Source organism: Chromobacterium rhizoryzae (assembly GCF_020544465.1).
GTDB lineage: Bacteria > Pseudomonadota > Gammaproteobacteria > Burkholderiales > Chromobacteriaceae > Chromobacterium.
In genome coordinates this window covers 116,442-141,122 of sequence record NZ_CP066126.1, presented here as the reverse complement: position 1 = coordinate 141,122, position 24,681 = coordinate 116,442, and the positions used below count along the sequence as shown (strand labels likewise).

General features: G+C 51.7%; 21 protein-coding genes. 16 read left to right on the top strand and 5 right to left on the bottom strand.

Annotated features, from left to right (window positions below; translation table 11 throughout):
• Positions 1–337: 337 nt before the first annotated feature.
• Positions 338–1,243, top strand: a complete 906-nt coding sequence (locus JC616_RS00610) for a hypothetical protein (protein ID WP_227106140.1) — start codon at positions 338–340, stop codon at positions 1,241–1,243.
• A 297-nt stretch (positions 1,244–1,540) separates the two neighbouring features.
• Here the strand turns inward: JC616_RS00610 and JC616_RS00605 are convergent, their stop codons facing one another.
• Both JC616_RS00605 and JC616_RS00600 read right to left on the bottom strand, forming a co-directional pair.
• Positions 1,541–2,320: an IS3 family transposase gene (locus tag JC616_RS00605; RefSeq protein WP_227106138.1), complete on the bottom strand. Its 780-nt coding sequence runs from the start codon at positions 2,318–2,320 to the stop codon at positions 1,541–1,543.
• 84 nt (positions 2,321–2,404) lie between these two features.
• A complete protein-coding gene (locus JC616_RS00600) occupies positions 2,405–2,698 on the bottom strand; it encodes a transposase (RefSeq protein WP_227106099.1) in 294 nt (97 codons plus the stop codon).
• 282 nt (positions 2,699–2,980) lie between these two features.
• Here JC616_RS00600 and JC616_RS00595 point away from each other — a divergent pair.
• From JC616_RS00595 to JC616_RS00585, 3 genes are all read left to right on the top strand, one after another.
• Positions 2,981–4,119, top strand: a protein-coding gene (locus JC616_RS00595) for an IS3 family transposase (protein WP_227106136.1) whose coding sequence is annotated in 2 segments (ribosomal slippage) — positions 2,981–3,227 and positions 3,227–4,119 — 1,140 coding nt in all. Because the reading frame shifts where the segments join, the coding sequence is not laid out codon by codon here.
• A 41-nt stretch (positions 4,120–4,160) separates the two neighbouring features.
• Positions 4,161–4,352 carry a hypothetical protein gene (locus JC616_RS00590; protein ID WP_227106135.1) on the top strand — a complete coding sequence of 64 codons (192 nt, stop codon included), beginning with the start codon at positions 4,161–4,163 and terminating at the stop codon, positions 4,350–4,352.
• A 114-nt stretch (positions 4,353–4,466) separates the two neighbouring features.
• Positions 4,467–6,362 carry a contractile injection system tape measure protein gene (locus JC616_RS00585; RefSeq protein WP_227106134.1) on the top strand — a complete coding sequence of 632 codons (1,896 nt, stop codon included), beginning with the start codon at positions 4,467–4,469 and terminating at the stop codon, positions 6,360–6,362.
• Between the two features lie 231 nt (positions 6,363–6,593).
• Here the strand turns inward: JC616_RS00585 and JC616_RS00580 are convergent, their stop codons facing one another.
• The 3 genes from JC616_RS00580 to JC616_RS00570 form a co-directional block, all read right to left on the bottom strand.
• Positions 6,594–12,173 carry a putative adhesin gene (locus JC616_RS00580; protein ID WP_227106133.1) on the bottom strand — a complete coding sequence of 1,860 codons (5,580 nt, stop codon included), beginning with the start codon at positions 12,171–12,173 and terminating at the stop codon, positions 6,594–6,596.
• 156 nt (positions 12,174–12,329) lie between these two features.
• Positions 12,330–12,923 carry a Pvc16 family protein gene (locus JC616_RS00575; protein ID WP_227106132.1) on the bottom strand — a complete coding sequence of 198 codons (594 nt, stop codon included), beginning with the start codon at positions 12,921–12,923 and terminating at the stop codon, positions 12,330–12,332.
• A gap of 12 nt (positions 12,924–12,935) precedes the next feature.
• Entirely contained in the window at positions 12,936–14,999 is a 2,064-nt protein-coding gene (locus tag JC616_RS00570; protein ID WP_227106131.1) for an ATP-binding protein, read from the bottom strand.
• Between the two features lie 308 nt (positions 15,000–15,307).
• On the opposite strand from JC616_RS00570, the gene JC616_RS00565 reads away from it, so the two are divergent.
• The 12 genes from JC616_RS00565 to JC616_RS00510 all read left to right on the top strand — a co-directional run bounded on the left by JC616_RS00565 (position 15,308) and on the right by JC616_RS00510 (position 24,615).
• On the top strand, positions 15,308–15,631 hold the full coding sequence (locus tag JC616_RS00565) for a phage tail protein (RefSeq protein WP_227106130.1): 324 nt from the start codon (positions 15,308–15,310) through the stop codon (positions 15,629–15,631).
• The gene (locus JC616_RS00560; protein WP_227106129.1) at positions 15,628–15,759 is read left to right on the top strand and encodes a phage tail protein; all 132 of its coding nucleotides are present in this window, start codon (positions 15,628–15,630) and stop codon (positions 15,757–15,759) included. The genes JC616_RS00565 and JC616_RS00560 overlap by 4 nt, the downstream gene beginning before the upstream one ends.
• 34 nt (positions 15,760–15,793) lie before the next feature.
• Positions 15,794–17,140 carry a phage tail sheath family protein gene (locus JC616_RS00555; RefSeq protein WP_227106128.1) on the top strand — a complete coding sequence of 449 codons (1,347 nt, stop codon included), beginning with the start codon at positions 15,794–15,796 and terminating at the stop codon, positions 17,138–17,140.
• 45 nt (positions 17,141–17,185) lie between these two features.
• Entirely contained in the window at positions 17,186–17,635 is a 450-nt protein-coding gene (locus JC616_RS00550; protein WP_227106127.1) for a phage tail protein, read from the top strand.
• Between the two features lie 35 nt (positions 17,636–17,670).
• The gene (locus JC616_RS00545) at positions 17,671–18,723 is read left to right on the top strand and encodes a phage tail sheath family protein (RefSeq protein WP_227106126.1); all 1,053 of its coding nucleotides are present in this window, start codon (positions 17,671–17,673) and stop codon (positions 18,721–18,723) included.
• Between the two features lie 45 nt (positions 18,724–18,768).
• Complete coding sequence (locus JC616_RS00540) at positions 18,769–19,218, top strand: phage tail protein (RefSeq protein WP_227106124.1); 450 nt, start codon at positions 18,769–18,771, stop codon at positions 19,216–19,218.
• 35 nt (positions 19,219–19,253) lie between these two features.
• Positions 19,254–20,303 (top strand): phage tail sheath family protein, encoded by a 1,050-nt coding sequence (locus JC616_RS00535; protein WP_227106122.1) that lies wholly within the window; start codon positions 19,254–19,256, stop codon positions 20,301–20,303.
• Between the two features lie 101 nt (positions 20,304–20,404).
• Positions 20,405–21,616 (top strand): phage tail sheath family protein, encoded by a 1,212-nt coding sequence (locus JC616_RS00530; RefSeq protein ID WP_227106120.1) that lies wholly within the window; start codon positions 20,405–20,407, stop codon positions 21,614–21,616.
• On the top strand, positions 21,613–22,083 hold the full coding sequence (locus JC616_RS00525; RefSeq protein WP_227106118.1) for a phage tail protein: 471 nt from the start codon (positions 21,613–21,615) through the stop codon (positions 22,081–22,083). Before JC616_RS00530 ends, JC616_RS00525 begins: the two co-directional genes overlap by 4 nt.
• The gene (locus JC616_RS00520; protein WP_227106117.1) at positions 22,080–22,253 is read left to right on the top strand and encodes a DUF5908 family protein; all 174 of its coding nucleotides are present in this window, start codon (positions 22,080–22,082) and stop codon (positions 22,251–22,253) included. The genes JC616_RS00525 and JC616_RS00520 overlap by 4 nt, the downstream gene beginning before the upstream one ends.
• On the top strand, positions 22,250–22,978 hold the full coding sequence (locus tag JC616_RS00515; RefSeq protein ID WP_227106115.1) for a CIS tube protein: 729 nt from the start codon (positions 22,250–22,252) through the stop codon (positions 22,976–22,978). Before JC616_RS00520 ends, JC616_RS00515 begins: the two co-directional genes overlap by 4 nt.
• Positions 22,975–24,615, top strand: coding sequence for a phage baseplate assembly protein V (locus JC616_RS00510; RefSeq protein WP_227106113.1), 1,641 nt, complete (start codon positions 22,975–22,977; stop codon positions 24,613–24,615). The genes JC616_RS00515 and JC616_RS00510 overlap by 4 nt, the downstream gene beginning before the upstream one ends.
• Positions 24,616–24,681: the final 66 nt, after the last annotated feature.

Sequence of the window (24,681 nt, the reverse complement as noted above, 5' to 3'; positions counted from 1 at the left end):
GTGCGGGCTCGGGGCTGTCGAACGCACGTCCCAGAGCCAAGCTGCAACATCGCACGTCAGCGCATATCTCCCCCTTCTTCCTGGCAAAGTGAAGATACGGACCTCTAGTTTTCCTTGACGTATTGCCCTGTCAAAACCTGCCCAGGTCTTGAAGCCCAAGGCTTGCCATAGCACTGCATCGCCCATCAAGGGCCCATAGGCATCCAGCAAGTTGCGCTGCAATTCGTCTAGGGAGGCAGAGGTAGTCATGGTCAGGTGGAATCAGATTGGACTAGGTATAAAGGAGTGATACCAAACTCTGTGGTAACGTGAAAGCGGCCATGAAAAGGGGAGTTTCATGATACCAAGTGATGCAAAGCGGACAGGGCGCCCCCGCCAGTCGCCGGTAGATAGGTTGCGCGCCAAACTGTGGTACTACGCGGTTAAGTCGAGAACCTCGCTTAGTGACTACCAGCTTGACCTATTATTTCTGGAGAAACTGGGGCGTCGGCCGAAAGACCCCCAGATGCGTAGTAGGATTTTCGAAACGATACGCTTGCATGGCACGCTTCCTTCTAATGGCAACCACCCCAAACGAGATTTCGATCTGATTCAACTGGTAGAGGAAGAGGCAACTTTTTCTGGTACGGCGGAGCTTTTCTACTCGCCTTATTGGCAGCTATTGACGCGAAACGACTTAGAAATTGTCGTTTATCACGATATTGCGCAGGCTGCAATGAGTCGATTGGGGTTTACACGAGCGGATTATTACGGAGAAAAAGCATTCCGAAGTGTTTTCCATCAGAGCTATGAGAAGTCGATGCCGATTTTTCCAATGCCCAGCGATTACATCCGCAAAGCGTATGGGCAAATGCTGCAGGATATAATGAAAAGTAGCCCGCCGACATTGGATCACCTGGTCCTGCTAGGGGCTCTGTTTCGTGAGGCCTACTTGGCTTGTGCTTTAGAGGTCGCCATTCAGATCAAGGAATGCTATTCCGATATAATCGTCGAATATATGTGCCAGGACTGGCTTTATCCGATTGCGCATACATTACAGGAGATAGGTGAGGGGTATTTGGTTTTTTCACATACTTATGATTATATTTATGGGCTGGAGTTGAAGCCACCCTATGATGACTGCCCTTTTGCTGTTGTTGAACGTCCGATATTCTACGTTAACAGTGTGGTTGAGATGAATCGTCTGGGGAAGCATTTAGAAGAGTTAGAGCGGGAACAGTTATTGAAGGCCGGGTCTGATTAAACTCATAGGGGTGCAAACGCTATGTTCAAAGCACTTGCATTGCAATTAATTCAAGGATGTTTGCATTCATATGGGAATGGCTAAGAAATAGGCTTGATTCAGCATTGCTTGCACAAGGCCTCCTCTATGCCTTTTCATTAATATTATTAGCTGTGGCATATCCTATTGTTTGTGATAAAACAGTTCACTAACTTGCGTAGGGAGCTAAGTTCTGATTGGTAGTGGCTGGGAGCATTTAAAGCATACAGGGAGTAAGCCTGCGATGTCTGGTCTGTCCCGAGCTCGGTGGACGGTTGGTTAAGCTCTGAGCAGCGCCTGGCGCTGCTCAAATTCTATCGGGCTCAGATAGCCTAGCGTTGAGTGGCGGCGCTGGTGGTTGTAGAACCGAATGTAGTCAAATATATCCCACCGGGCTTCGTCGTAGCTCCGATAACGAGTCAGGTAAACCCACTCCGCTTTCAGTGAACGAAAGAAGCTCTCCATTGCCGCATTGTCCCAGCAGTTTCCTGCACGGGAATGGCTCGGCAAAATGCCGTGCCGTTTGAGCAGGACCTGATAGTCGTACGCGCAATACTGACTACCCCGATCGGAATGCAGCAGTACTTCCCCTTTCGGCTGACGTCGAGCTACGGCCATCGTTAAGGCAGCATGGACCAGCTCTTGCTGCACACGGTGATGCATCGCCCAACCCACCACTGCACGCGAGTGCAAATCCAGCACGATGGCCAGGTATAGCCATCCTTGCTCGGTCCGAATGTAGGTCATATCCGACACCCAGCGTTGATTCATCCCGGGGGCCGCAAACTGGCGCTCCAGTCGGTTCGGTGCCACCGGCAGCACATGTTTGCTACCAAGAACAGGCCGCCAGCGTTTACGTGAGCGCACCTGCAAGCCACTTTCCCGCATCAGACGAGCGATCCGATGCCGTCCGCAGTTCATCCCCTGTGCGAGCAGTTCGGCATGAATCCGCCGATGCCCATAAATGCCGCTCACCTCGGCAAACACCAAACGGATTTCCCGTAACAAGCGACGATTGGCCATCTCTCGCGCTGAAGCGCGGACGCTGCCGCCATGCATAGTAGCCACTGCGAGAGACACGCAACAGCCGGCACATCAGCGCCACCGGATACCGTTCGGCTAGCGCTTCAATGACCTGAAACCTTACTTCGTGGGGTGCGAGAAGATGGCGAGCGCCTTTTTTAACACGTCGCGCTCCATGGTGACGCGTGCGAGTTCGTCGCGTAGCCGTTTGAGTTCAGCGGCTTCTCCGAGCTGTTTACCGTTGCCAGGGAAGGCCTGTTCGCCGGCCGTTAGATACTGGCGCTTCCATTTGCCCAGTAATGCCTCAGTGATGTCGAGCGCCTGGGCCACGTGACGTAGCGAGCTGCCGGCCAGCACTTGCTCGACGGCTTCGCGTTTGAAAGATTCGGGAAAGCTTCTACGGGTTTGGGTCATGAACACTCCTTGGTGGAGATTATCCACCTTAAGTTAGTGTCCACTGAGCCCGGGACAGACCAAATTGGCTGTCATCGTGCAAACATTCTGCGCGAGGCAAAGTGTTTTGTAGCAAGTTTACATAAGTTTATCCTTTCTTGATAAACCACGCATACATCGCTAAATATTCTATATATTGCCTCAAAATTGGGTACTTAGGCTGGCTTCGAGCACTCTGACCTGCCCCCCTAAACAGGGCCACCCGAAACTTAGTAAAGTTCGTTTTACACAGGGGGAACGAACTTGAAGAAGGGTTTCACGGAAGAGCAAATCATTGGATTTTTGAAGCAGGCCGAGGCTGGCGTTCCGGTGAAGGAATTGTGCCGCCAGCATGGCTTTAGTGATGCCTCGTTCTACAACTGGCGAGCCAAGTTCGGTGGCATCGATGTCTCTGACACCAAGCGGTTGAAGGAGCTCGAGACTGAGAACGCCAGACTGAAGCGCTTACTGGCCGAGGCGATTTTTGATGCCGAAGCACTCAAAGTGGCCCTCGGCGTAAAGCGTTAACCCCGCAGCAGAAGCGTGAGGCGGTGCAGCGAATGCGCGAGATGACCTCTATCTCGGAGCGACGGGCCTGCCGGCTGGTGGGGGTGTCACGCAGCGTCCATGCCTATCAGGCAAAGACGTCGGACCACATTACGCTCTTGAAGGACCGGCTGATTGAGTTGGCCCACGAGAGACGCCGCTTTGGGTATCGCCGCCTGCACATTCTCCTGCGCCGAGATGGTGTCAGAGTTAACCACAAGCGGGTCTACAGGCTATATCGTGAAGCCGGTTTGATGGTGAAACACAGGAGGCGGCGCCATGGTGTAGCCGTTGAGCGAGAGCCGCTGGAGCGCCCTGGGAAACCGAATGCGGTATGGTCGATGGACTTTGTCTCCGATGTGCTAGCCAACGGGCGTCGCATCAAAGTGCTCACCATCGTGGATGATTTCAGCAAGGAATGTATCGACCTGGTTGCTGATTACGGAATCTCCGGACATTACGTCGTGCGGGTGTTGGAACAGGCCGCTCGATTTCGGGGCTATCCAGCGGCAATCCGCACCGACCAGGGACCGGAATTCACCGGCAACGCGCTGGATCAATGGGCCAGTGTCAGAGGAATCACGCTGAAGCTGACCCCGCCGGGCAAACCCACACAGAATGCGTATATCGAAAGTTTCAACGGGCGCTTACGCGATGAATGCCTGAATGAGCACTGGTTCATGAGTCTCTCGCATGTTCGGGCCGAGCTTGCCGTGTGGCGGAAGGATTACAACGAAGCACGACCACACAGCTCGCTGAACTATCAAACGCCTGCCGCATTTGCGGCGGGCTTCCGCACGGGGGAGCAAGCGGAGCTGGAGCAAAAGCAGGAATTTTTAATCGACTTTACTAAGTAAGCCTTGGCCCTAATCCGGGGGGCAGGTCAGACCGCAAGACCTTGCGCGGCAGCCTCGACCAGGCTGCGCAAACACCGGCCCTGCAATGGCTGTCTGCCTTCCGCCATCTCGATCACCTGGTGTTGTGGCAGATCAATTGGTGCGATGGCGACAAGAACAACGAAATCGCGGCGGCAGTGACCTCCTCCCGCAACGCTCAGGAAACGATTGCCAAACATCATGGAACAGCCTAGCTTTATCCAAGGCAGTTCTCTGGCAGGTCTTTACCGCCAGGCGGGTTGAATCACTTGTGAACACGAAAACAAGGAAGCAGCGTGTCGCTCCCCCCCCCTTCCCGTATCAAACGTATGCGCCTCGTACTCAGCGCCTCGTCGGTCTTGATCCACGCCTTACCGCCCCGCGTTAGCCGCTTGGTGCGCTATCAGCTGATGCACGACTTGGATGCGCTGTTGTCCAGTTACCCTGTACCTCTAAGCTTACGGTTGTCCGTCGTAACGCTGGACATCGGCACGCTAACCGCAGGGAAATGGGAGACGGAGTTGTTGCACCGAGTGCTGGCTGCCTTACGCCGAGAACTGGATGCTCATGCGTGTGAGACCATGCAAACAGACGACAGTCGGTTGTCTGCCGCGATGCTGACAGACCTGGCCGCTTACCTTGCTGGCGCTGCGCTGGCGCCGCACTTGAGTGCAGCCTTGGCTCAAAATCCCGAACACTGGCTATGCCGTTGCTGGGCGGAGGCGGGCGACGACAGTCGGATGGAGCTGGAACGGCTAGCCAACCATGCTCCCGCCGTAGCGCGTCTCAGGGCGGTGTTAAACGAGCCGGCCCGGCAAGCGCTGGCGGCGCGCTCGCCCGAGTGGCGCCAGGCGCTGAACGAAACCAGCCGGTTGTCTGCCGCGATGCTGACAGACCTGGCCGCTTACCTTGCTGGCGCTGCGCTGGCGCCGCACTTGAGTGCAGCCTTGGCTCAAAATCCCGAACACTGGCTATGCCGTTGCTGGGCGGAGGCGAGCGACGACAGTCGGATGGAGCTGGAACGGCTAGCCAACCATGCTCCCGCCGTAGCGCGTCTCAGGGCGGTGTTAAACGAGCCGGCCCGGCAAGCGCTGGCGGCGCGCTCGCCCGAGTGGCGCCAGGCGCTGAACGAAACCAGCCGGTTGTCTGCCGCGATGCTGACAGACCTGGCCGCTTACCTTGCTGGCGCTGCGCTGGCGCCGCACTTGAGTGCAGCCTTGGCTCAAAATCCCGAACACTGGCTATGCCGTTGCTGGGCGGAGGCGAGCGACGACAGTCGGATGGAGCTGGAACGGCTAGCCAACCATGCTCCCGCCGTAGCGCGTCTCAGGACGGTGCTAAACGAGCTGGCCCGGCAAGCGCTGGCGGCGCGCTCGCCCGAGTGGCGCCAGGCGCTGAACGAAACCAGCCGGTTGTCTGCCGCGATGCTGACAGACCTGGCCGCTTACCTTGCTGGCGCTGCGCTGGCGCCGCACTTGAGTGCAGCCTTGGCTCAAAATCCCGAACACTGGCTATGCCGTTGCTGGGCGGAGGCGGGCGACGACAGTCGGATGGAGCTGGAACGGCTAGCCAACCATGCTCCCGCCGTAGCGCGTCTCAGGGCGGTGTTAAACGAGCCGGCCCGGCAAGCGCTGGCGGCGCGCTCGCCCGAGTGGCGCCAGGCGCTGAACGAAACCAGCCAGTTGTCTGTCCTCTCCCCCCGACCATCAACGGTATCAAGCAAAACGTCTCTACCAGTAGAAAATATTGGTTTGATCCTGCTTTGGCCCTTGCTGCCGAGTAGGTTTCAGCAATGGGGGGTGCTGGAAGGCAAGCGGTTTGTCGGTCCAGACGCACGGAGAAAAGCCGTCTGCTGGCTGGATTGCTGGCTGTGGCAGGACGAAGGAGGCCTTGATGTACGCACACTCTTCACTAAATGGCTGTGTGACTGGCCAATTGACTACTTGCTTTATCCTCAGGAAATCCTGCCCGCCGACGTTGCTGCGACTCTGGACGATATGCTCGCCAGCTTGCTGCGGCAAACTCCCAGCCTGCATCGCTGCAGTCCACAAGATGTTCGCGCTTGGTTTTTACTGCGGTCTGGCGAGTTATGGCAAGAGGATGACATATGGCATCTGCGGGTTGTCCCGGAGCCATGTGATCTGCTGTTGCGGGATCTACCTTGGCCGATCACCTCAATCCCTCTGCCCTGGCTGAAGACCCCACTACAAGTAGAGTGGCTATGATAAAGGTATTTAAGAACGTGTGCACGCCCCCCTGAGTAGCATTTCCATAAATGTCAAACGAATGGATGGTGGGCTTGAATTTGCCAGAAATCTCTACTTTTCGCCGCTACGTTTTTGCGGAAGGAGTGAATCTGCTCTTCTTCATGTCCGTCATTCTCCTTCAGTGACGGACTTCTCTCAACTTATGATTGGTAAGGCCTAAGGGGAGCAGATCATTACCGGCACCTGCCATCAATCACCTTGTGGCAGGGGGCGTACATTAGGGATGGTGAACTTTGTCCCCACCTCAAGTTTTTGGTTTTCAGCATCGGTTACGTTCTTTGGTATATTACCTTTATTGAATTGATAAAATTGTCTAATATTATCACTTGTGCGGTGGGGGAATTTTTCCAAGAACAATCCATAAACATCATAATAAGATTGGTTCCCATTAGTCAAATAATCACCACCGGCCACCATCACTGAAGAGTCATTATTGTTTTCTATTGCCTGCTTTGTTTCTTCCATTTTCTGGTTCTGATTCGACCCCTCCCCCTCCTTTTCAACCTCTACGGGAACTTCAACATACGAATCGAAGCGTTTAGTCTCCGGACTCCTTCTAAAGACCAAATATACCGGATCCATAGACTCACCGCCTTGACCACCGCTAGGATCAATTGATTTTGAATCGCTAGTATGATTTCCAGAATAACCGTTAGGAGATGATGGGGGACGAGCAAAAAGCGGACCTTCAACCGTAGAATAAGTTGGCGATCGCCTGCCATATGGGGATCGGCATGCCAAAATAACAATTTTATCATACTGTTGAAGTCTTGGATTTGTAGATAATTGATCTAAAAGCCTTCCTAACGGTACAGTAGATCCAGGATTGATCGTTATAACATCCCCTGCCGACCCCGGCGTTTTACTATCTAAATAATGGAGTCTATCAACGCCGTTAACAAGAATGCCCTGATGCTCCTGCTCACTAGTTCCATTCTTTTTAAAATGGGTATAATCGTAGTTTCGTAATTCTCCGGGCTTTGCTGTCCCCTTAGATGCTTTCTCAGGGTTGTTCGATACCATGTGAGCTACCTGCTGGCTCGCATCAGTGTTACTTGGATTTCTAATAGGGTGTAGCGTGTAGCGCTCAGCATCAACCGAAGTAAAAGGCTTATAATTTCGAGCATTCAATAAGTCTTGATCAGGACGCCCCGCTCCCATTTTATATCCATGCGGTACTTTAAAAGAAACAGTCTTCCCTTGAGGGACTGGAACTGTTCCCGACGGAGGAACTTTATGAAACCCGTTACGATCAAAGTAATAAAATGGAATTGTTGCGTTAGGTTCATAAGCACCGTGCGCATCAAGGTAAAGTGTCTTTGCTTGCGAACCTTCTGCAGAGATGAGACTAATATCATCATTAATTCTTTCAATACCAATATTTTTCCTACTCGTAGAAGCAGAAGATTTGAATATAATGCCATTCTCTATAGGACTGTTGTTAGAAGAACTGTTATCACCAGCCCTTCGCCCCCCCCATTTTTTACCGCGAGCATCACTGCCTAACACATTCGCTACTCTATTTAATTTACCATTTGCCTTATTTACATTTTTTAGCAGCGTATTAGCATCAGAAATATCCCCTGGCAAAGACAGCATTGCCCCTGTCGCAGCCCATTTAAGCTTCTCATCCTTTGCATTAGGATCATCTTCCTGAACTGCGTCCATCACATCCAAAAATACCGAGGCACCGCTAGCCCCCAGCCCAGCAAGCGCTCTCATTCCTGCCGAGGGAATACCCATTGATAAAGAATTAACGCCTTGCAATACAATTTGTCCAATTTTCGCCCCTGCCTGAACATAGTACTCTCCACTCGAATAGACATACGCATCCACATTGGAATAATGTGTACTGCGCTGAGTTTTCTCCAAATGACCGGCCAATACACTCAGGGACTTACCGTCCGATACAATTGGCTCAAACTGATAGGGCTCAACCCATGTTTTCTCTACCGTCCAACGCATGGTCGGCCCTGGAGCAGGACCTATCCGCGGCATTGTCTCGCCAACCAGTCTCTCTTTCTTTTGGAAAGCGGACAGATCACTTTCATTTTTCCAATGATGCAGCAGCGCTTTTTTCGGGAAGGTTGGCTTTAAAAAATCAAATACTTCTTTCGCTTTTTCGGGATGAACAAGCTGACTCTTATCTACAATAAGATACTGCGCCCCCTCGCTTGGATTCGATTTTATCAATATTATTTTTTCAGGGTCATTCAATGGAATGGCAAACACACCATCTAGAGTATAATCTTTAAATTTTACAGATAATGCTTTAACCTCACCTTTAAGAAATCGATCTACCGCAACATATGCCTCTGAACCAGGCCCTTCTTTCTCCGCAACCTTTGACAAAGCCTGCGCCACATTCTGAGAGATAATTTTCTCACGCGCACCTATTGATTTATCATCATTAAGTTTTTCTTTATCCCTCTCAAGCTCAGATTCTATTTTTTTAGTCACAACATAAGGATAAGCCGTCAGCGCCCCTTGTGGCCTATCAAAAAGAGTAGCTATTCTATCATCAGGCCAAATGAAAACGAATGCACAATTTGGGTTCTCACGCAAATGCAACCCAACAGCAAGTTGACGAATAGTGTAATGTTTAGTGGTCGTTACAGTTTGACCAGTGCCAAGATGCACAGTTATGCGGACTTCAATTTTTTTGTCTGGCTTTACTCCATGTTCACTAACTGACTTCCCTCCCATTGCTTGATCAATATCCTTCTGAATCACTTCATCAATTCTGTTAGAAACATTCACCTGATTCGGATAGCCAACTTTATACAATTCTTGCTGCGCAGTAAAAGCTTTTTCCGCATCTGCCACATCCTTTACTTCCCTTTCCATTTTTAGTGAATTCTCAAATAAAAATTTATTGATATCATCTTTCAATGGCAAAAATTCGCTAGGATATTCAACCTCATCCAGAGGATCATAATAAGCAATAAGCTGTGACCCTTTAACAGTATATCGTTTTTCCACTGGTGGTTCGCTATCATTTCCTTCAGTAGTTCGCACAATTACAAAACTTGCTGTGGCCATATTCAAACCAAGCCTCGCTGCTTTCATTTTTATATCTCTACTAAATGTTGCCGTACGCGAATTTTTTTCTCTCACGCCGTATTTATCATTTAGATCTTCTATTTTTCCATCACTCCCTGCCACCCCCTCCTCCCTGCGCGGACTCCGTCTGTAAACTCTCTTCACCAACGCATTGGGTGTAACATGTTCCTCACTATTACTTTTAATACTTTGGCCATACTTCCTTATGCCCTTGTAAGGCACCATAAACATCGCGTCTAGTGGCACATCAAAAAACATACTCGTCTTTGAGTCCATTTTTATTACTCTACTCTTTGCACCCTTCACCAATCTATCATATATGGCATCGACCGTATTTTCGCTCGATATTACATACCTGTTATATGCCGTCGCCCCCACCATCAAGCCTCCACCCACGGCATATTTCATCACCCCAGGCACAGGGGTAGTAATCAACTTCAAACCCAGCTGACTTAATTTTTTCACCAGCAGGTTACGAATGGCTTTATATGGCTTATCCTGCCCAGGCAGGATATAATTACTTGCCTTGTTGACTTTGTAGGGAATCATTATTGATGCTTTCAGAACTTTATAAGGCATTCTAATAACGTTAGACAGACTGAACATGGCCGTATCTATCGCTTGTTCAAAACCTAACTCCACAACTAGGCGTGTCGTGCCTCGCGTTGTCCTTCTTTGCCCCCAGCGCACAATAAACTCAACCAGACTCTTTTCCAATGCGGCATACTCATCAGCACTCATCGGCAGCTTCAATTCATCATTATGCGCGTTCTCAACCTCTCCCGCGAGTCGAGTAGCCAATAAATACCCCTTAGGATCTCCCGATGAGACGGTACCCTTAAGCAAGCCATGCTCTCTCAGTCCTGCCAACATTATTCCCGCGTCGGGCATTGGCCAACTTTTGCTCCCCCTTTCTTGGGCAAGACTTGCCCAGTACTTGGCAAGCCGGGCACCCCGTGAGTTGTCATCTAATGGCTTACCAGTCAGTGAGGCGGACTGGGTTGATATCTTTTCTTTTACTTTCGTCGAAGACAACGACGCCCGCTTAGCCCAACATTTGATATCGGAAAAATCTGGCGGCTGCCGTTCAGCTGATATAATGACATTATTTAACTCCACCACAGACTGTGCAAGCCCATCGGTAATTTCAGGCAGAAATTTACTCATCTCCAACCCTATATACTCAGAATGGCCTGAGGCATCAAACTGCTCATTAATCATTTTCTTTATAGCATTAGAAAATTGGTGATTAATTTCATCTTTAATATTTTGTGCAGCATCGCCCACACTATTTTGATTGCGACTAAACCGCCTCACTATCTTACGCGCACTAGCAATATCACTATCAAACAACTGGCCAAGTACGACTAGTTTCGCTGATGTTTTATTTTCAGGCCTCTCTTGCTCGTTGTATGCTTGCACCCACCCTATTACCTGAGCATCAAGGTCTGCGTCATTCTGATGATCACTCGCTATCGCCTCATGATTAGTGCCATGCACATCCAATATTCCCGCTATTTTTTTTAGCTCTTTAGCTTTCAATAAAATCGCCTCGCTGGCTGACTGAATTTTTATTGCCGGCTGCTGACATTGCCACAAAATACTTCTTATGATGCTATCAACCATGACAGCTTCGGGTGTCTTGCTTCGCCGTTCTCCCCGGTCAAGCTGCCTTAAAGCCATAGTCTTTATGATGGCTGCGCGCGACGTTCCCTCTTCAAATTTCTTCCCAACCCATTTCCTAAGGGTGCCTTTTTCACTCTTTCCCTCCCCTACCTGTTTCGTTTTCGGAACAGCGGATGAATCTAACACTCCCTCCTTACTTGATTTTGACACCTTCCCATTCAACTTCGATAGCACGTCAGAGAAAGACTGAAGATACGCAGCTACCTTACTAAAAAAGGTCTGCGCGCTACCCGACAGCTCACGAGCATTCTTGTTTGCTTTTGCTGCCGCACGACGGGTAGCCGTTATCAGTGTCTCGAAGAATACCGCTTTGTCTGCCTCCTTAGATGCCACTCTGCCGCTCACTAGCTCTGACCAGGGGGAGTTGCCATCGATATCCGCCTTCATCCTCTCTAAAGCCTGCGCCACTGCCTGTTCATCGTTTGAAGCTATCGCGTTGGTAGCCTCTGTAGACAGTTCTTCTTCCACCGCCCTCTTTAAGTTTTCTGCTGTGCTATAGTCGACAACCGCACCCAACGCCTTGGCAGTGCGAAGCAACGCTTGCAGTGTTAACTCTAGCCGTCTCACCTGTGACTGGGCCGTAGCCCTGCCCTCCAGTTTGTCAGCCCTGCCTTCTCGCGAGTGGATACACATGCTGTTGGTCACCCAATCCTGAAGCGTCCCTCCCGAAAGCACTGAGATAAACCTTTCGAGTTGTTCAATTTGCGTCAGCAGCCACAGCTGATCTTCCCTTTTGGCATAAATATATATACGGGATTTGATAGTTGCTACGACGTCTTCTAACTCTGGTAATAAATCAGGGTCAACTTCCGGTATCTGGCTATTATGGCCCTTTTCTCTAAATTCTTGGGCCTCTTTCAAATGCTCTTGGGCGATAAACGAGAAGAACGTCTCTACCTGCCGCCACGAGGGCGTACCACTCACCTCACCCTGATACCAATCCTCATCGCCATTCTCTATCTCATCTTCTTGGGTAGTTTCTTGTTGGGTAGTTTCTTGAAGGTGGTCATGACCAGGCATAAGAATTATCTCCAGCAATAGGCGAAGAAGCTGTGAATAAAACAAATACAAGAAATATCAGATAGCATCTACTGAACTGCCCATAAAGAAGGAATTTCTATAGGAGCGGGCTCAGCCCAACAATGGCTCAAGAGCATCTAAAGAGGCTGGGACGATTCATTGCTCCTTCGGGGCCACCATCAACTCATTGCTTTGGATAGGAGCATAGGTCTCTTGAGCATCCCTCAAAGTCACCGCGACCGTTGCCGAGAAATTTAAACATAGCCTTGGCTTATTGCCCAATGCTTGCCAAAAATTGCTTAATTCGTTTAGTTTATTCGGCGTAATCACACGAATGTAGGCACCAGGCATGCCATTTAACTCGCGATTATTGATCAAAGCATTTAGCACCCAATTCAAGGCTGTCATCGCTGTGCTGGCAGCCCTAGCCTGTGGGCCTTCGCATTTATCGCCAATGGACTGCTCCCAATAAGTCACCAAATATTCGCACTTAATATTAATATAGCCTGGCGACATCGCCATGCCCATGAACTGGCGAGCGATGCCTGTACGCAGCTCCAGATCTTCCTGAATGGCATACATAAACACACTCACTGTCGGAGTTGCCGGCGGCGTCTCCGGGTCAGGAATATCAAAACAGACCTCGACCCCATCTGGCAAGTAGGCTTGTATCGCAGCTTCCACGCACTTATTTAACTCCAACAAGGTTTCATCACTGGAATACATGGGCCAAGATAGAGTGGTATTCATTTTTTTTCCTGATTAACGGGCAAGTTGGCCAGTTTTCGCAAGCTCACGCTTGAGCGCATGCTGAATATGTGACATGCCAATTCGTGGCGCACCTTCACTCACAGCCAGCCAAGCTGCGGCCAGCGCGATGTTACTGATATTCGCACCGGTAAGCTCCGCCATTGAGGCAAGTTGCTCAACATTAATATTGTCGTCCAACGAAGCCTGTGCAGGCCAAATGGCCTGCCATAAGCGAACACGAGTAGCATGGTCCGGATAGTCAAACTTAAGGATAAAAGTGAAGCGGCGGCTAAAGGCTTGATCCAGATGCGAACGATTATTGGTGGACAAGATTACCAAGCCAGTGTGTGCTTCCATGCGCTGCAATAAGTAAGCCACTTCGATATTGGCATGCCTATCCTTGGCCTCCTTGACTTCACTACGTTTACCAAATAATGCGTCAGCCTCATCAAAAAACAGCACACCGCTGTCGAGAGCTGCCATATCAAAAATACGAGCCAGATTTTTTTCTGTTTCGCCGATGTATTTGTTGACTGCTGTCGAGAGGTCTACTTTGATCAAATCCACCCTCAGCGCATCAGCCAGAACTTCAGCTGCCATGGTTTTACCCGTGCCAGATGCACCATAAAACAGTGCACTGATGCCCACACCATAGTGCCGCTTGTCGCCAAACCCCAAAGCCAACACGTGTTCACGATGCAAAATAGCCGCGCGTAACTCAGCCAAATGCTGCTGCAATGCCGCCGACACAATCAAATCATCAAAACTCCTCTTGGGTTCGATCCGCAGCGCCAAATCACCGAAGTTTTGCTGACTACGCCAACGAAAGGCTTGGTGCAAATCAGCCTGACTAAGGGCACCGACCGGATAGCGCTGCCTACGATACAGCTCGGCCTCTTGCAAAATAGGTTCTATCTTGGAGACTACCGCAGGAAAGCGCTGAGCCAATGAGGTCAAATCCACATCATCGTCCAAAGGAATATCCGCCAAGCATTGGGCCAGTAATGCTCTGTCCTGATATAGATCACGAGCCGGCAACTGGAGCACCCTATGCGGTATATCACCCAGCCAATACATCGGTGATGACAGACCCTGTAATATGATCACAGGTTGCGCATAATTATCTGCCTGTAGGCTTAGCAAAACGCTTAATTCTGGCCGTTTCTCCGCCTGCTCTGGTAAGTGTTTTAAAATCAGGCAACCCGCGTACAACTGCACCTCACAAAAAATCGCGGTCACCAAGGATGGAGGGACTCTATCGTTCCCCATCAACTTAGCCAGGTCCCACTCCAACACTGGCATACCCAACACTTGCGCCGCAGCAGCCACCAACACAGCACGCCCACTATCAGGCAAGCCCTTCAACACCAAACATGCGCCAGGAACAAGGTTCTTTTTCAGCTGTGCCAAACTAGAAGCCATCGTAGTCGCAAGATGATGTGATGCCGTGACCCAGCGGCAACTTTGCCTTAAAAGGATCGGTAAATAGTCATGGCCAATCAGATAATGATAAATTCGCTTATCGGCCCTAATCATGGTATTGGAATTAACTTGCGATGAATTGTTACTGCCATGTGATAGCTGTAGCAACCCTTGCCGTACCAACGCACCATCCGGCAATAGCGATGCCATATGTTGGACTTGCTCCAAACGTGACGGGCAGAGGACATCCAAGACGAGTTGTACAGTAGGATGGTTCATATTGCTATTACCCTGCGCTTGAGCAAACCAATCTAGGTAACTCATATTCACATGTGGCAACAATGCCAATAGCAATACATCCCGCTCCAGTGAAGTCAGGCCAAAACGTTGCACCAACTGCCCTAAACGGCCATGGGCTACCTCTTCATCCAACAACGCTGGCGGCGGGGGTGCCAGTCTGGATTGCAGTTCTTCAGGAGGCGTGTCTTTTTGATTGCAAGCCCACTCATCCTGTGCTGAATCGGATTCTTGCTGTAACTGCCGTATGCGGGTTTGCAGCTGCGTGTCGATGCGCTGCAGCTGTGCCATCAGGCAAACATAGTTATGCTCGACGTGACGATCCAAGGCATAGAATTCGGGTAGGAGGTTGCTCATTAGGAGAATACTCATAGAGAACGAGAAAGGTCATGAACCTATGGCATACGCCCCAACTCAATGGCATTGACCACGTTTATTATTAGTTCAGGAATTACAAAAATAAAATAGGAACTTACGGGGAAGGGAGCGGGTCAGGAGCATCCAACATGAAAATCTGAACTTGCCTTTGTAAAACTATAATCTATAGTGCAGCGAATTAGGTATGCATAATTATTATGAAACCCGCATCCAACCACTGTTTGACATGCGTTATTTTTACTTCCATAAAGTATCGATCCCTCTCAACTAGGTAAAGGTTAAAAGCAATGGCAACCAGCACCGAGCAGATCGCAACCGCCTACCCCACTCCCACACACCGTTACCATATCAGCATAGGTAACGACGAGATGGCCTTCACCGCCGTATCCGGTATGGAAATCTCCCACGAAACCATCACTTACAAGGATGGCTTGAGCGGATTATTCTACATGCCAGATCAGATCGCACCCGTTAACATTTCCCTCCTGACGAGGCGTGATCAAGGGGAAAAGTTAACTCGACGACTGAATTCACTCCACCTCTCTCAACCAAGTGGAGAAATAAAGATATCCTCATCAGCCTCACCAACGAAGCTGGCAACGAACTGTTGATTACCTGGAACGTCGCCAATGCCTTTCCCACCAAGCTGACCGCCCCCAGCCTAGACGCCAGCAGCAACGAAGTAGCCATTGAAGAGCTGGCACTCATGGCCGACGCCGTCACCATTCAGTTCCACTAACCCCACTCTCTACAGATACTGAAAGTGAACCGCCATGACCACTGTCACCAGCTATCCCGGTGTATATATCGAAGAGCTGCCCAGCCAATCCCTGTCCATCGCCAACAGCTCCACCGCCGTGCCGGTTTTTCCCGTGGCACGTGCGCATGACAAAGATAACCATAATGCGGAAGAAAACCCCAACGCCGCGGCCAATATCGCGAATGGGGTACCTCGCCTGCTCTTCCCCAAGACCACCCGTATCAACTCCTGGTTGGACTTTACCAAAGCGTTAGCTTATCAGCCCAAGGTGGCGGCCTCCCTCCAAAAGACAAAACAAAATAAGGCGGTTAAAACCATCGACAAGCCGACAGAGGCTACCCTGTACGACCCCAGTAATCCACTTCACCAATCTGTGAAAAGCTATTTTCTCAATGGGGGTGGTTATTGTTATCTGGTTCCAATAAGGAGCACACTCAGCGATAGCGTGGAAGGGGCCGTTATGGTTGAGTTGGAAGACGGGGACTTTACCTCGCGTGTTCAAAGACTGGAAGACGTGACCTTACTGGTAGAAGCTGGCGTGGGGATGCCATGGCCAGCAGCAAATGCCAATTCCCCTATCGGTCCTGGCGGGAACTACCTGGCTCAAGACAAAACCATTTTTGAAACGGCTGTAAATTTGCTGTGCATCCCCGGCAACAGCCTGTTCGCCATTTTGGACGGTCCACAAAAAGAACTGACGCCTAATACCACCCTGGATAGCAGGACTGCCTTTACCGCATGCTACTACCCCTATCTGCGGGCCGATTGGGCCACGTTTCAAACCACCTTGTGCGATATCCCGCCCAGCGGTGCCGTGGCGGGGGCATATTGCCGAAACGACCGAGAGCGCGGTGTATGGAAGGCACCAGCCAATGTGGCGCTAAACGGCGGCCTAGTTCCTCTGTTCAAAACCAGTGATGATTTAAACGGCCAATTCAACCCAGAAGGGCTGAATTTCATCCGCGAATTCACAGGCCGTGGCACGTTGATCTGGGGTGCCCGCACCCTCACAAACAATACCGACACTGAGTGGCGCTACATTCCCGTACGCCGATTGTTCAACAGCGCCGAAAAAGACATCAAAACCACTATGCGGTCCATGGTGTTCGAACCCAACAACCATGCCACCTGGGAGCGGGTCCGCTGCGCCATCGATAACTACCTGCGCTCGCTGTGGCGCCAGGGCGCCTTGCCCGGCAAGAGTGAGAAGGAAGCCTACTTCGTACTGGTGGGTAAGGACATCACCATGACCGATGACGACATAGCTCAAGGCAAACTAATCGTCAAAATCGGCATGGCCGCAGTGCGCCCGGCGGAATTCATCATTCTGCAATTCACCCAGGATGTGAACCAAGGCTAAGCCGACGCGACGACGGCGACGTCCTCAATAGGAAAGGCAAGAGCAATGGCAACCAGCACCGAGCAAATCGCAAATACCTACCCCATTCCCACATACCGTTACCGGGTCACTGTGGGCAACGAAGAAATGGCATTCACCGCCGCATCCGGCATGGAAATCTCCCACGAAACCATCACCTACAAGGATGGCCTGGGTGGCTTATTCTACATGCCAGGCCAGATCGCACCCGTCAACATCTCCCTCCGACGCGGCGTGATCAAGGGGAAAAGTCAACTTTACGACTGGATTCACTCCATCTCTCTCAACCAAGTGGAGAAAAAAGATATCCTCATCAGCCTCACCAACGAAGCTGGCAACGAACTGTTGATTACCTGGAACGTCGCCAATGCCTTTCCCACCAGGCTGACCGCCCCCAGCCTAGACGCCAGCAGCAACGAAGTAGCCATTGAAGAGCTGGCACTCATGGCCGACGCCGTCACCATTCAGTTCCACTAACCCCGACTCTCTACAGATACTGAAAGTGAACCGCCATGACCACTGTCACCAGCTATCCCGGTGTATATATCGAAGAGCTGCCCAGCCAATCCCTGTCCATCGCCAACAGTTCCACCGCCGTACCTGCGATTGCCTCTAGCGACGCAATGATCTCCGTGCCTACCAGAATAGCCTCGTGGCTGGAGTTCATGAACATAGTGTCAGCATTCGACCCTACCAAAAACCTCCATTTATCCGTAAAAACCTATTTCGAAAATGGCGGCGGCTACTGTTATGTCATCCCCACCGGTCAGCTAGAGCAAGAGGTACCCAAGCTGGACGATGTCACACTGCTGGTCGCCGCCGGAGAGGATATCAAGACGGCAGCCACCACGCTGTGCGTGGATGGTAAAAGCTTGTTCGCAATTCTCGACGGCCCCAAAGTTTTGCAGAGCCCAGCAACCGACATGAGCTCCTATCCTGTTAGCGAACATGCAGCAGCCTACTCCCCATGGCTGGATGCCGACTGGACTGAGGCTTCCATCCCCCCCAGCGGCGCAGTCGCCGGAGCCTACTGCAGGGTGGACCGTGAACGCGGCGCATGGAAAGCACCGGCCAATGTCGCGCTCAATGGTGGACTCAGGCCTCAATTCAAAGTCAGCGATGCCACCCAGGGCGAATACAACGCGGGAAAAGCGCTGAACATGATCCGAGAGTTTCAGAACAACGGTACGTTGATCTGGGGTGCCCGCACCCTCACAAGCAATACCGACACTGAGTGGCGCTACATTCCCGTACGCCGGTTGTTCAACAGCGCCGAAAAAGACATCAAAACCACTATGCGGTCCATGGTGTTCGAACCCAACAACCATGCCACCTGGGAGCGAGTCCGCTGCGCCATCGATAACTACCTGCGCTCGCTGTGGCGCCAGGGCGCCTTGCCCGGCAAGAGTGAGAAGGAAGCCTACTTCGTACTGGTGGGCAAGGACATCACCATGACCGATGACGACATAGCTCAGGGCAAACTAATCGTCAAAATCGGCATGGCCGCAGTGCGCCCGGCGGAATTCATCATTCTGCAATTCACCCAGGATGTGAACCAAGGCTAAGCCGACGCGACGACGGCGACGTCCTCAATAGGAAAGGCAAGAGCAATGGCAACCAGCACCGAGCAAATCGCAAATACCTACCCCATTCCCACATACCGTTACCGGGTCACTGTGGGCAACGAAGAAATGGCATTCACCGCCGCATCCGGCATGGAAATCTCCCACGAAACCATCACCTACAAGGATGGCCTGGGTGGCTTATTCTACATGCCCGGCCAGATCGCACCCGTCAACATCTCCCTCCGACGCGGCGTGATCAAGGGGAAAAGTCAACTTTACGACTGGATTCACTCCATCTCTCTCAACCAAGTGGAGAAAAAAGATATCCTCATCAGCCTCACCAACGAAGCTGGCAACGAACTGTTGATTACCTGGAACGTCGCCAATGCCTTTCCCACCAAGCTGACCGCCCCCAGCCTAGACGCCAGCAGCAACGAAGTAGCCATTGAAGAGCTGGCACTCATGGCCGACGCCGTCACCATTCAGTTCCACTAACCCCAACTCTCTACAGATACTGAGAGGGGCCCGCCATGACCACTGTCACCAGCTATCCCGGCGTATATATCGAAGAGCTACCCAGCCAATCCCTGTCCATCGCCAACAGTTCCACCGCCGTACCTGCGATTGCCTCTAGCGACGCAATGATCTCCGTGCCTACCAGAATAGCCTCGTGGCTGGAGTTCATGAACATAGTGTCAGCATTCGACCCTACCAAAAACCTCCATTTATCCGTAAAAACCTATTTCGAAAATGGCGGCGGCTACTGTTATGTCATCCCCACCGGTCAGCTAGAGCAAGAGGTACCCAAGCTGGACGATGTCACACTGCTGGTCGCCGCCGGAGAGGATATCAAGACGGCAGCCACCACGCTGTGCGTGGATGGTAAAAGCTTGTTCGCAATTCTCGACGGCCCCAAAGTTTTGCAGAGCCCAGCAACCGACATGAGCTCCTATCCTGTTAGCGAACATGCAGCAGCCTACTCCCCATGGCTGGATGCCGACTGGACTGAGGCTTCCATCCCCCCCAGCGGCGCAGTCGCCGGAGCCTACTGCAGGGTGGACCGTGAACGCGGCGCATGGAAAGCACCGGCCAATGTCGCGCTCAATGGTGGACTCAGGCCTCAATTCAAAGTCAGCGATGCCACCCAGGGCGAATACAACGCGGGAAAAGCGCTGAACATGATCCGAGAGTTTCAGAACAACGGTACGTTGATCTGGGGTGCCCGCACCCTCACAAGCAATACCGACACTGAGTGGCGCTACATTCCCGTACGCCGGTTGTTCAACAGCGCCGAAAAAGACATCAAAAATATCATGCGCTCCATGGCATCCGAGCCCAACAACCAAGCTAGCTGGGTCAAAGCCCATGGTGCCATTGACAACTATCTACGCGCGTTGTGGCGCCAGGGTGCTTTGCGAGGCCAGACCGCAGAAGAGGCTTATTACGTTAAGGTAGGCGAAGAGACCATGACGCCAGATGACATCGACAACGGCAAGTTGATCATAAAAGTCGGCATGGCCGCGGTGCACCCGACGGAATTCATCATTCTGCAATTTATTCAAGGGGGGACATCCACCTGAAAGGCACGAGGCCACAATTGCTTGGTGCCACCCTACCATACACAAACCTAGCCAGCCCAACAGTCCCGGAATCCTATAGTTCGACACATAAGGAATGTACGATGTCTCAAACCATGCCAGGCGTGAACATTTCAAACGAAGTGGTGACACTGGCGGCACAGCAGGATGCCAGCGCCGTGCCTGTATTCATCGGCTACACCCAAACGGGTGAACCCTTGCAAATGGTCTCGGTGTCATCTTGGGAGGAGTTTCAATCCACCTTTTTCCCGTCGGCCAATATTGCACAGCGGGCAGAACAAGAGTCGTCGGCGCTTTACCAGTCTTTACGTTTGTATTTTGACAATAACGGCGGAGAATGCTACGTGCTACCCGCAGCCCAGATCACTCAACTTGAAACAGATGCCGACAGCGTCGCGCAGCAACTGATCGCCGCGCTCGAGAGCTCCGCCTTAGCAGACCATGAAGCGCCCACTCTGCTGTGCGTGCCGGATATCGTAGAATTAGTCGGAGATATATTTCCAGCCGGTCCGTGGCTGCAGGTATGGCAAGCAATGTTGAACATCTGTCGCGCTCGCCTAGGCTGTTTCGCCATATTGGACTTGCCAGATAGTTCGACCAAGGCGGCACTGGTGTTGAACAGCACGGAACTGGATAATGCGGCGTACGGCGCGACCTACTGGCCACATCTTGAATGCACTTACCTGCTATCAGACCAAACGCGAGCTCTGGTGCCGCCATCCGGCATCATCGCAGCCCAGATACAGCATACTGATCGCACACGTGGCGTCTGGAAGGCACCTGCGAACAATGCCTTGTTACAGGTGGTAAAACCACAGTCCCCCCCCACCCTGAGTGCCTCAATGCGCAATCCGGCCATGCCATTCAACTGGATTCGCTCCTTCCCTGGCCGTGGCGTGCGGGTTTGGGGTTGCCAAACCCTGACCACAAACCCTAACTCAGCATTCCGCTACGTGCAGGTGCGGCGGCTACTCGGTTATGTCGAATCTCGGCTTTACACCATGGCTCACTTTTGCATATTCGAGCCAAATAACGAAATCACTTGGCTCAAAATAAAAAGCCTGTTCCGCTCCTGGCTGCGCTCCTTATGGCTGAAGGGTGCCTTGTTCGGCACCAGCGAGGACGAGGCATTTCGACTATACGTGGGCCTGGCAGAAAGTATGACAACGGACGATCTGCTAGCAGGCCAATTAATCGTCCGCGTGGAGTTGTCAGCGTTATACCCTGCTGAGTACATCAATTTGAGCCTACGGTTCATGATGATGGAAACACAAATGAGCAAGGAACTAATATGAGCACGCTGGAAAAACTGTTCGAACCGGAAGTTTCCCACCGTTTCCTGGCCACTTTTTTCTTCAAGAACGTGCCCAGCCCTTTGGATATTCGCTTTCAACGTGTCTCTGGCCTAGGCAAAGGAGAACTAGGTGTGAGCGCACAGTATCAGGGCGGCATCAATGCAACGGATCACTACCTGCCAGAACGCGTCAGCCACCCGCCGCTTACGTTGGAACGGGGCGTGGTCGTACCCACTCCGCTGTCCTTGGCATTTGACTACGTTTTGAGTGGCTTTGACACCGCCTATGTCGATGCGGTGATCATGCTGCTAAACCATCAATCGCTCCCCGTCTGCACCTGGACTGTCACCGATGCCCTGCCAGTGAAATGGCAAACCGGCGATCTGGATGCTAACAGCAACACCCCGCTAATCAACCATATTGAACTGGTTTACCGCGACATCCAGTGGCTAGGAGCCAAAGCATGATCGAAATTCATGAGCTGATTATTCAAGTTCGGGTGGATGACACCATACCCGTGGGAGTGGCGTCCAAGCCTCAATGGATGGATCATCAGGCCGAGCAAAGCGCCCTGATCGAACTGATAACTGAACAAGTACTAGCACGTCTTCGCGAAAAACAGGAGGACTGGGCATGAAAGGCTTGCTGGAATTGGGTCTATCCAAACTAAAAATCCAAGCTTATCAAGAGCTCAAGGATGGCAAACCTAATGGTTCGCCATTAGGCGAGATGCAGGTGATGTACAACCCCGAATCGCTGAATTTGAGCTATGGCATTGAATACGACGCCGACAACTATCTCAACGGCTCCATCAGCATCAACCACTTCAAACAAGCACGGCCAGGCGCTTTAACGCTGGAGTTGCTGTTCGACTCCAGTTTGCCAGGTAGCCAACAATCAGTGGAAATGCAATTAACTGCGATTCAGGCCTTATGTTGCGAAACGCGATCCGGCTCTCGGGAGACACCCTATCTCAAAATAGAATGGGGCAAGATGCACTGGCACGGACAGGATTTTTTCCTAGGTCGCGCCGCCTCATTGGAGATTCGCTATACCCGTTTTGATCGCAAAGCCGAGCCACAGCGCGCCACAGCCACGCTAACCCTGAACGCGGTCAGCAGTCCTTTTTCACAAACAAAAGAGATTTTCGACCGAATCAAAAAGCAAGCCAGCCTTTCGTTGCCTGACCAATACTGGTTGCCGATGGCGGCAGCCACGCTGGCCACCATTGCCGGCATGGCGGAAGCTTACAGTTATCTGGACGTGGCCATCGCTAACGATCTTGACAGTCTGGACGCTGCCAGACCAGGAGATACCTTGGTACCCCCAACTGAAATGGCAAACGAAGAGGGAACCGCATGATGACACCGCGCATTGAGCAATCGCTCCCACCAGAGATCAGCATCCAGTTTGGCATGCCCCCACAATCGCTCACCACGCTGCTGCCCATTCGGCTGAATACCCGGCTTGCAGCCAACCAAATCCCGAATGCCACTTTGGTGTTGAAACAGCCGGGTGGAGATAGAAAGGAAGTCGAAAAATTTTCGGCGGATGCCCAACGCTGCCTGCCTGGCACAACGGTGAGAATAGAACTTAAGGACAACAATAAGAGTACAGTTTTGTTTACCGGCATCGTAGCCGAACAACATAACCACTGGACGCTGGACGGCAACGAACTGACTCTGCGCCTTTGCCACCTTTTGCAGGGAGCCCTGTCTAGCCATGGTAGTCAGGTTTTCTCCAACATGACAGATGAGGAAGCACTGCGACAGTTGTTGCGCCTTTATAAAGTCGACCTTGGTCCTTCCCGTGGAATGATGTCCATACGACATCCACAATTGGTCCAATATGAATGCTCTGACTGGCAATTCATCAAAGCGCGACTGCATGCCAATGGCGTCTGGCTGTGGCCCGATGTCAGTGGTGGCGTTTCCATCGCACCACCTGCACTCTCCTCGGCCAAACACATGTTGGCGCAAGATGCCAAAGTATTGACAGGTGAATCTAGCCACACACCCCTAATAGAAATAGCGGATTGGATTTTCAGCAGTCGTGAATTGACAAGCGAAGTCCACACCATTACCTGGAACACTAAAAACCAAAAAGCGGAAACACGTCAATCTCAACCCAAGCAGCTAGGCAGTAATGCGCTTGATCCCAAAATGCTAGTCCAGCTGGGGCCTAAGAGCCAAACATTCCATGCTGCGAGAAACCTGCAAGATGAGGAGCTGGACGCTTGGGCCAATAGCCGCTTACTGGCCATGCAGGCCGCCAGTGTACGCGGCACTTTTACCGTAATCGGCAGCTCCGCCTACCAATTAGGTGAAACATTGGAGCTTAAAGGCTTTGGCAAGACACTTGATGGTCAGGGAGTCATCAGTGGCATTGAACATCACATGACGCCTGGACGCTGGCGCACCGATGTGACGCTGGGACAAGACACAATCAACGTGTCATTGGTTCCTGCCACGCCGGGCCTGCAAATCGGCGTAGTCTCCCACTACCAATCAGACCCCGACAATCTGGACCGTTTGCAAGTCGAAGTGCCAATATTTGGCAATGCAAAGCTATGGGCACGTTTTGCCAAGCCCTTTGCCAGCAAGGATAGCGGCGCATGCTTTTACCCCGAACCCGGCGATGAAGTCGTGCTGGGTTTTTTTGAGGCCGACCCCCGATTCCCAGTGATACTGGGCGCCATGCACAACCCAAAGCAACCCTCGCCCATCGACCCCGTGAAGCACCTTCAACAGCGTGGACTGATTCTAAAGCAAGGCGATAAACAACAACAGTTGTTGTTCGATGGAGAAGCGCAAACGGTTCAGTTGCAAGCTGCGGATAAAGAACACCTGATGCTTGGAGCAAAAACCGGCTTCGCGGCACAGAGCCAGCAAGACGTACAAATCAAAGGCAAGAACTTGACACTGCAAGCCGACACCGCTCTGGAAGCCCGCGGTCAGCAAGTCAAAGTAAAAGGCAACAAGGTGGACGTGGGAGCATGAAGCCGTTGGAGAACGCGATCCAGCTGCAGAGCGCGGCGAGAGCACAAGCGGCACAGCAAGCTGCCC

Bases quoted from the DNA above. Each gene is read 5' to 3' on its own strand.
- JC616_RS00610 (WP_227106140.1), top strand. From the start codon at position 338: ATGATACCAAGTGATGCAAAGCGGACAGGGCGCCCCCGCCAGTCGCCG.
- JC616_RS00605 (WP_227106138.1), bottom strand. From the start codon at position 2,320: ATGCATGGCGGCAGCGTCCGCGCTTCAGCGCGAGAGATGGCCAATCGT.
- JC616_RS00600 (WP_227106099.1), bottom strand. From the start codon at position 2,698: ATGACCCAAACCCGTAGAAGCTTTCCCGAATCTTTCAAACGCGAAGCC.
- JC616_RS00585 (WP_227106134.1), top strand. From the start codon at position 4,467: ATGCGCCTCGTACTCAGCGCCTCGTCGGTCTTGATCCACGCCTTACCG.
- JC616_RS00580 (WP_227106133.1), bottom strand. From the start codon at position 12,173: ATGCCTGGTCATGACCACCTTCAAGAAACTACCCAACAAGAAACTACC.
- JC616_RS00575 (WP_227106132.1), bottom strand. From the start codon at position 12,923: ATGAATACCACTCTATCTTGGCCCATGTATTCCAGTGATGAAACCTTG.
- JC616_RS00570 (WP_227106131.1), bottom strand. From the start codon at position 14,999: ATGAGCAACCTCCTACCCGAATTCTATGCCTTGGATCGTCACGTCGAG.
- JC616_RS00565 (WP_227106130.1), top strand. From the start codon at position 15,308: ATGGCAACCAGCACCGAGCAGATCGCAACCGCCTACCCCACTCCCACA.
- JC616_RS00555 (WP_227106128.1), top strand. From the start codon at position 15,794: ATGACCACTGTCACCAGCTATCCCGGTGTATATATCGAAGAGCTGCCC.
- JC616_RS00550 (WP_227106127.1), top strand. From the start codon at position 17,186: ATGGCAACCAGCACCGAGCAAATCGCAAATACCTACCCCATTCCCACA.
- JC616_RS00545 (WP_227106126.1), top strand. From the start codon at position 17,671: ATGACCACTGTCACCAGCTATCCCGGTGTATATATCGAAGAGCTGCCC.
- JC616_RS00540 (WP_227106124.1), top strand. From the start codon at position 18,769: ATGGCAACCAGCACCGAGCAAATCGCAAATACCTACCCCATTCCCACA.
- JC616_RS00535 (WP_227106122.1), top strand. From the start codon at position 19,254: ATGACCACTGTCACCAGCTATCCCGGCGTATATATCGAAGAGCTACCC.
- JC616_RS00530 (WP_227106120.1), top strand. From the start codon at position 20,405: ATGTCTCAAACCATGCCAGGCGTGAACATTTCAAACGAAGTGGTGACA.
- JC616_RS00525 (WP_227106118.1), top strand. From the start codon at position 21,613: ATGAGCACGCTGGAAAAACTGTTCGAACCGGAAGTTTCCCACCGTTTC.
- JC616_RS00520 (WP_227106117.1), top strand. From the start codon at position 22,080: ATGATCGAAATTCATGAGCTGATTATTCAAGTTCGGGTGGATGACACC.
- JC616_RS00515 (WP_227106115.1), top strand. From the start codon at position 22,250: ATGAAAGGCTTGCTGGAATTGGGTCTATCCAAACTAAAAATCCAAGCT.
- JC616_RS00510 (WP_227106113.1), top strand. From the start codon at position 22,975: ATGATGACACCGCGCATTGAGCAATCGCTCCCACCAGAGATCAGCATC.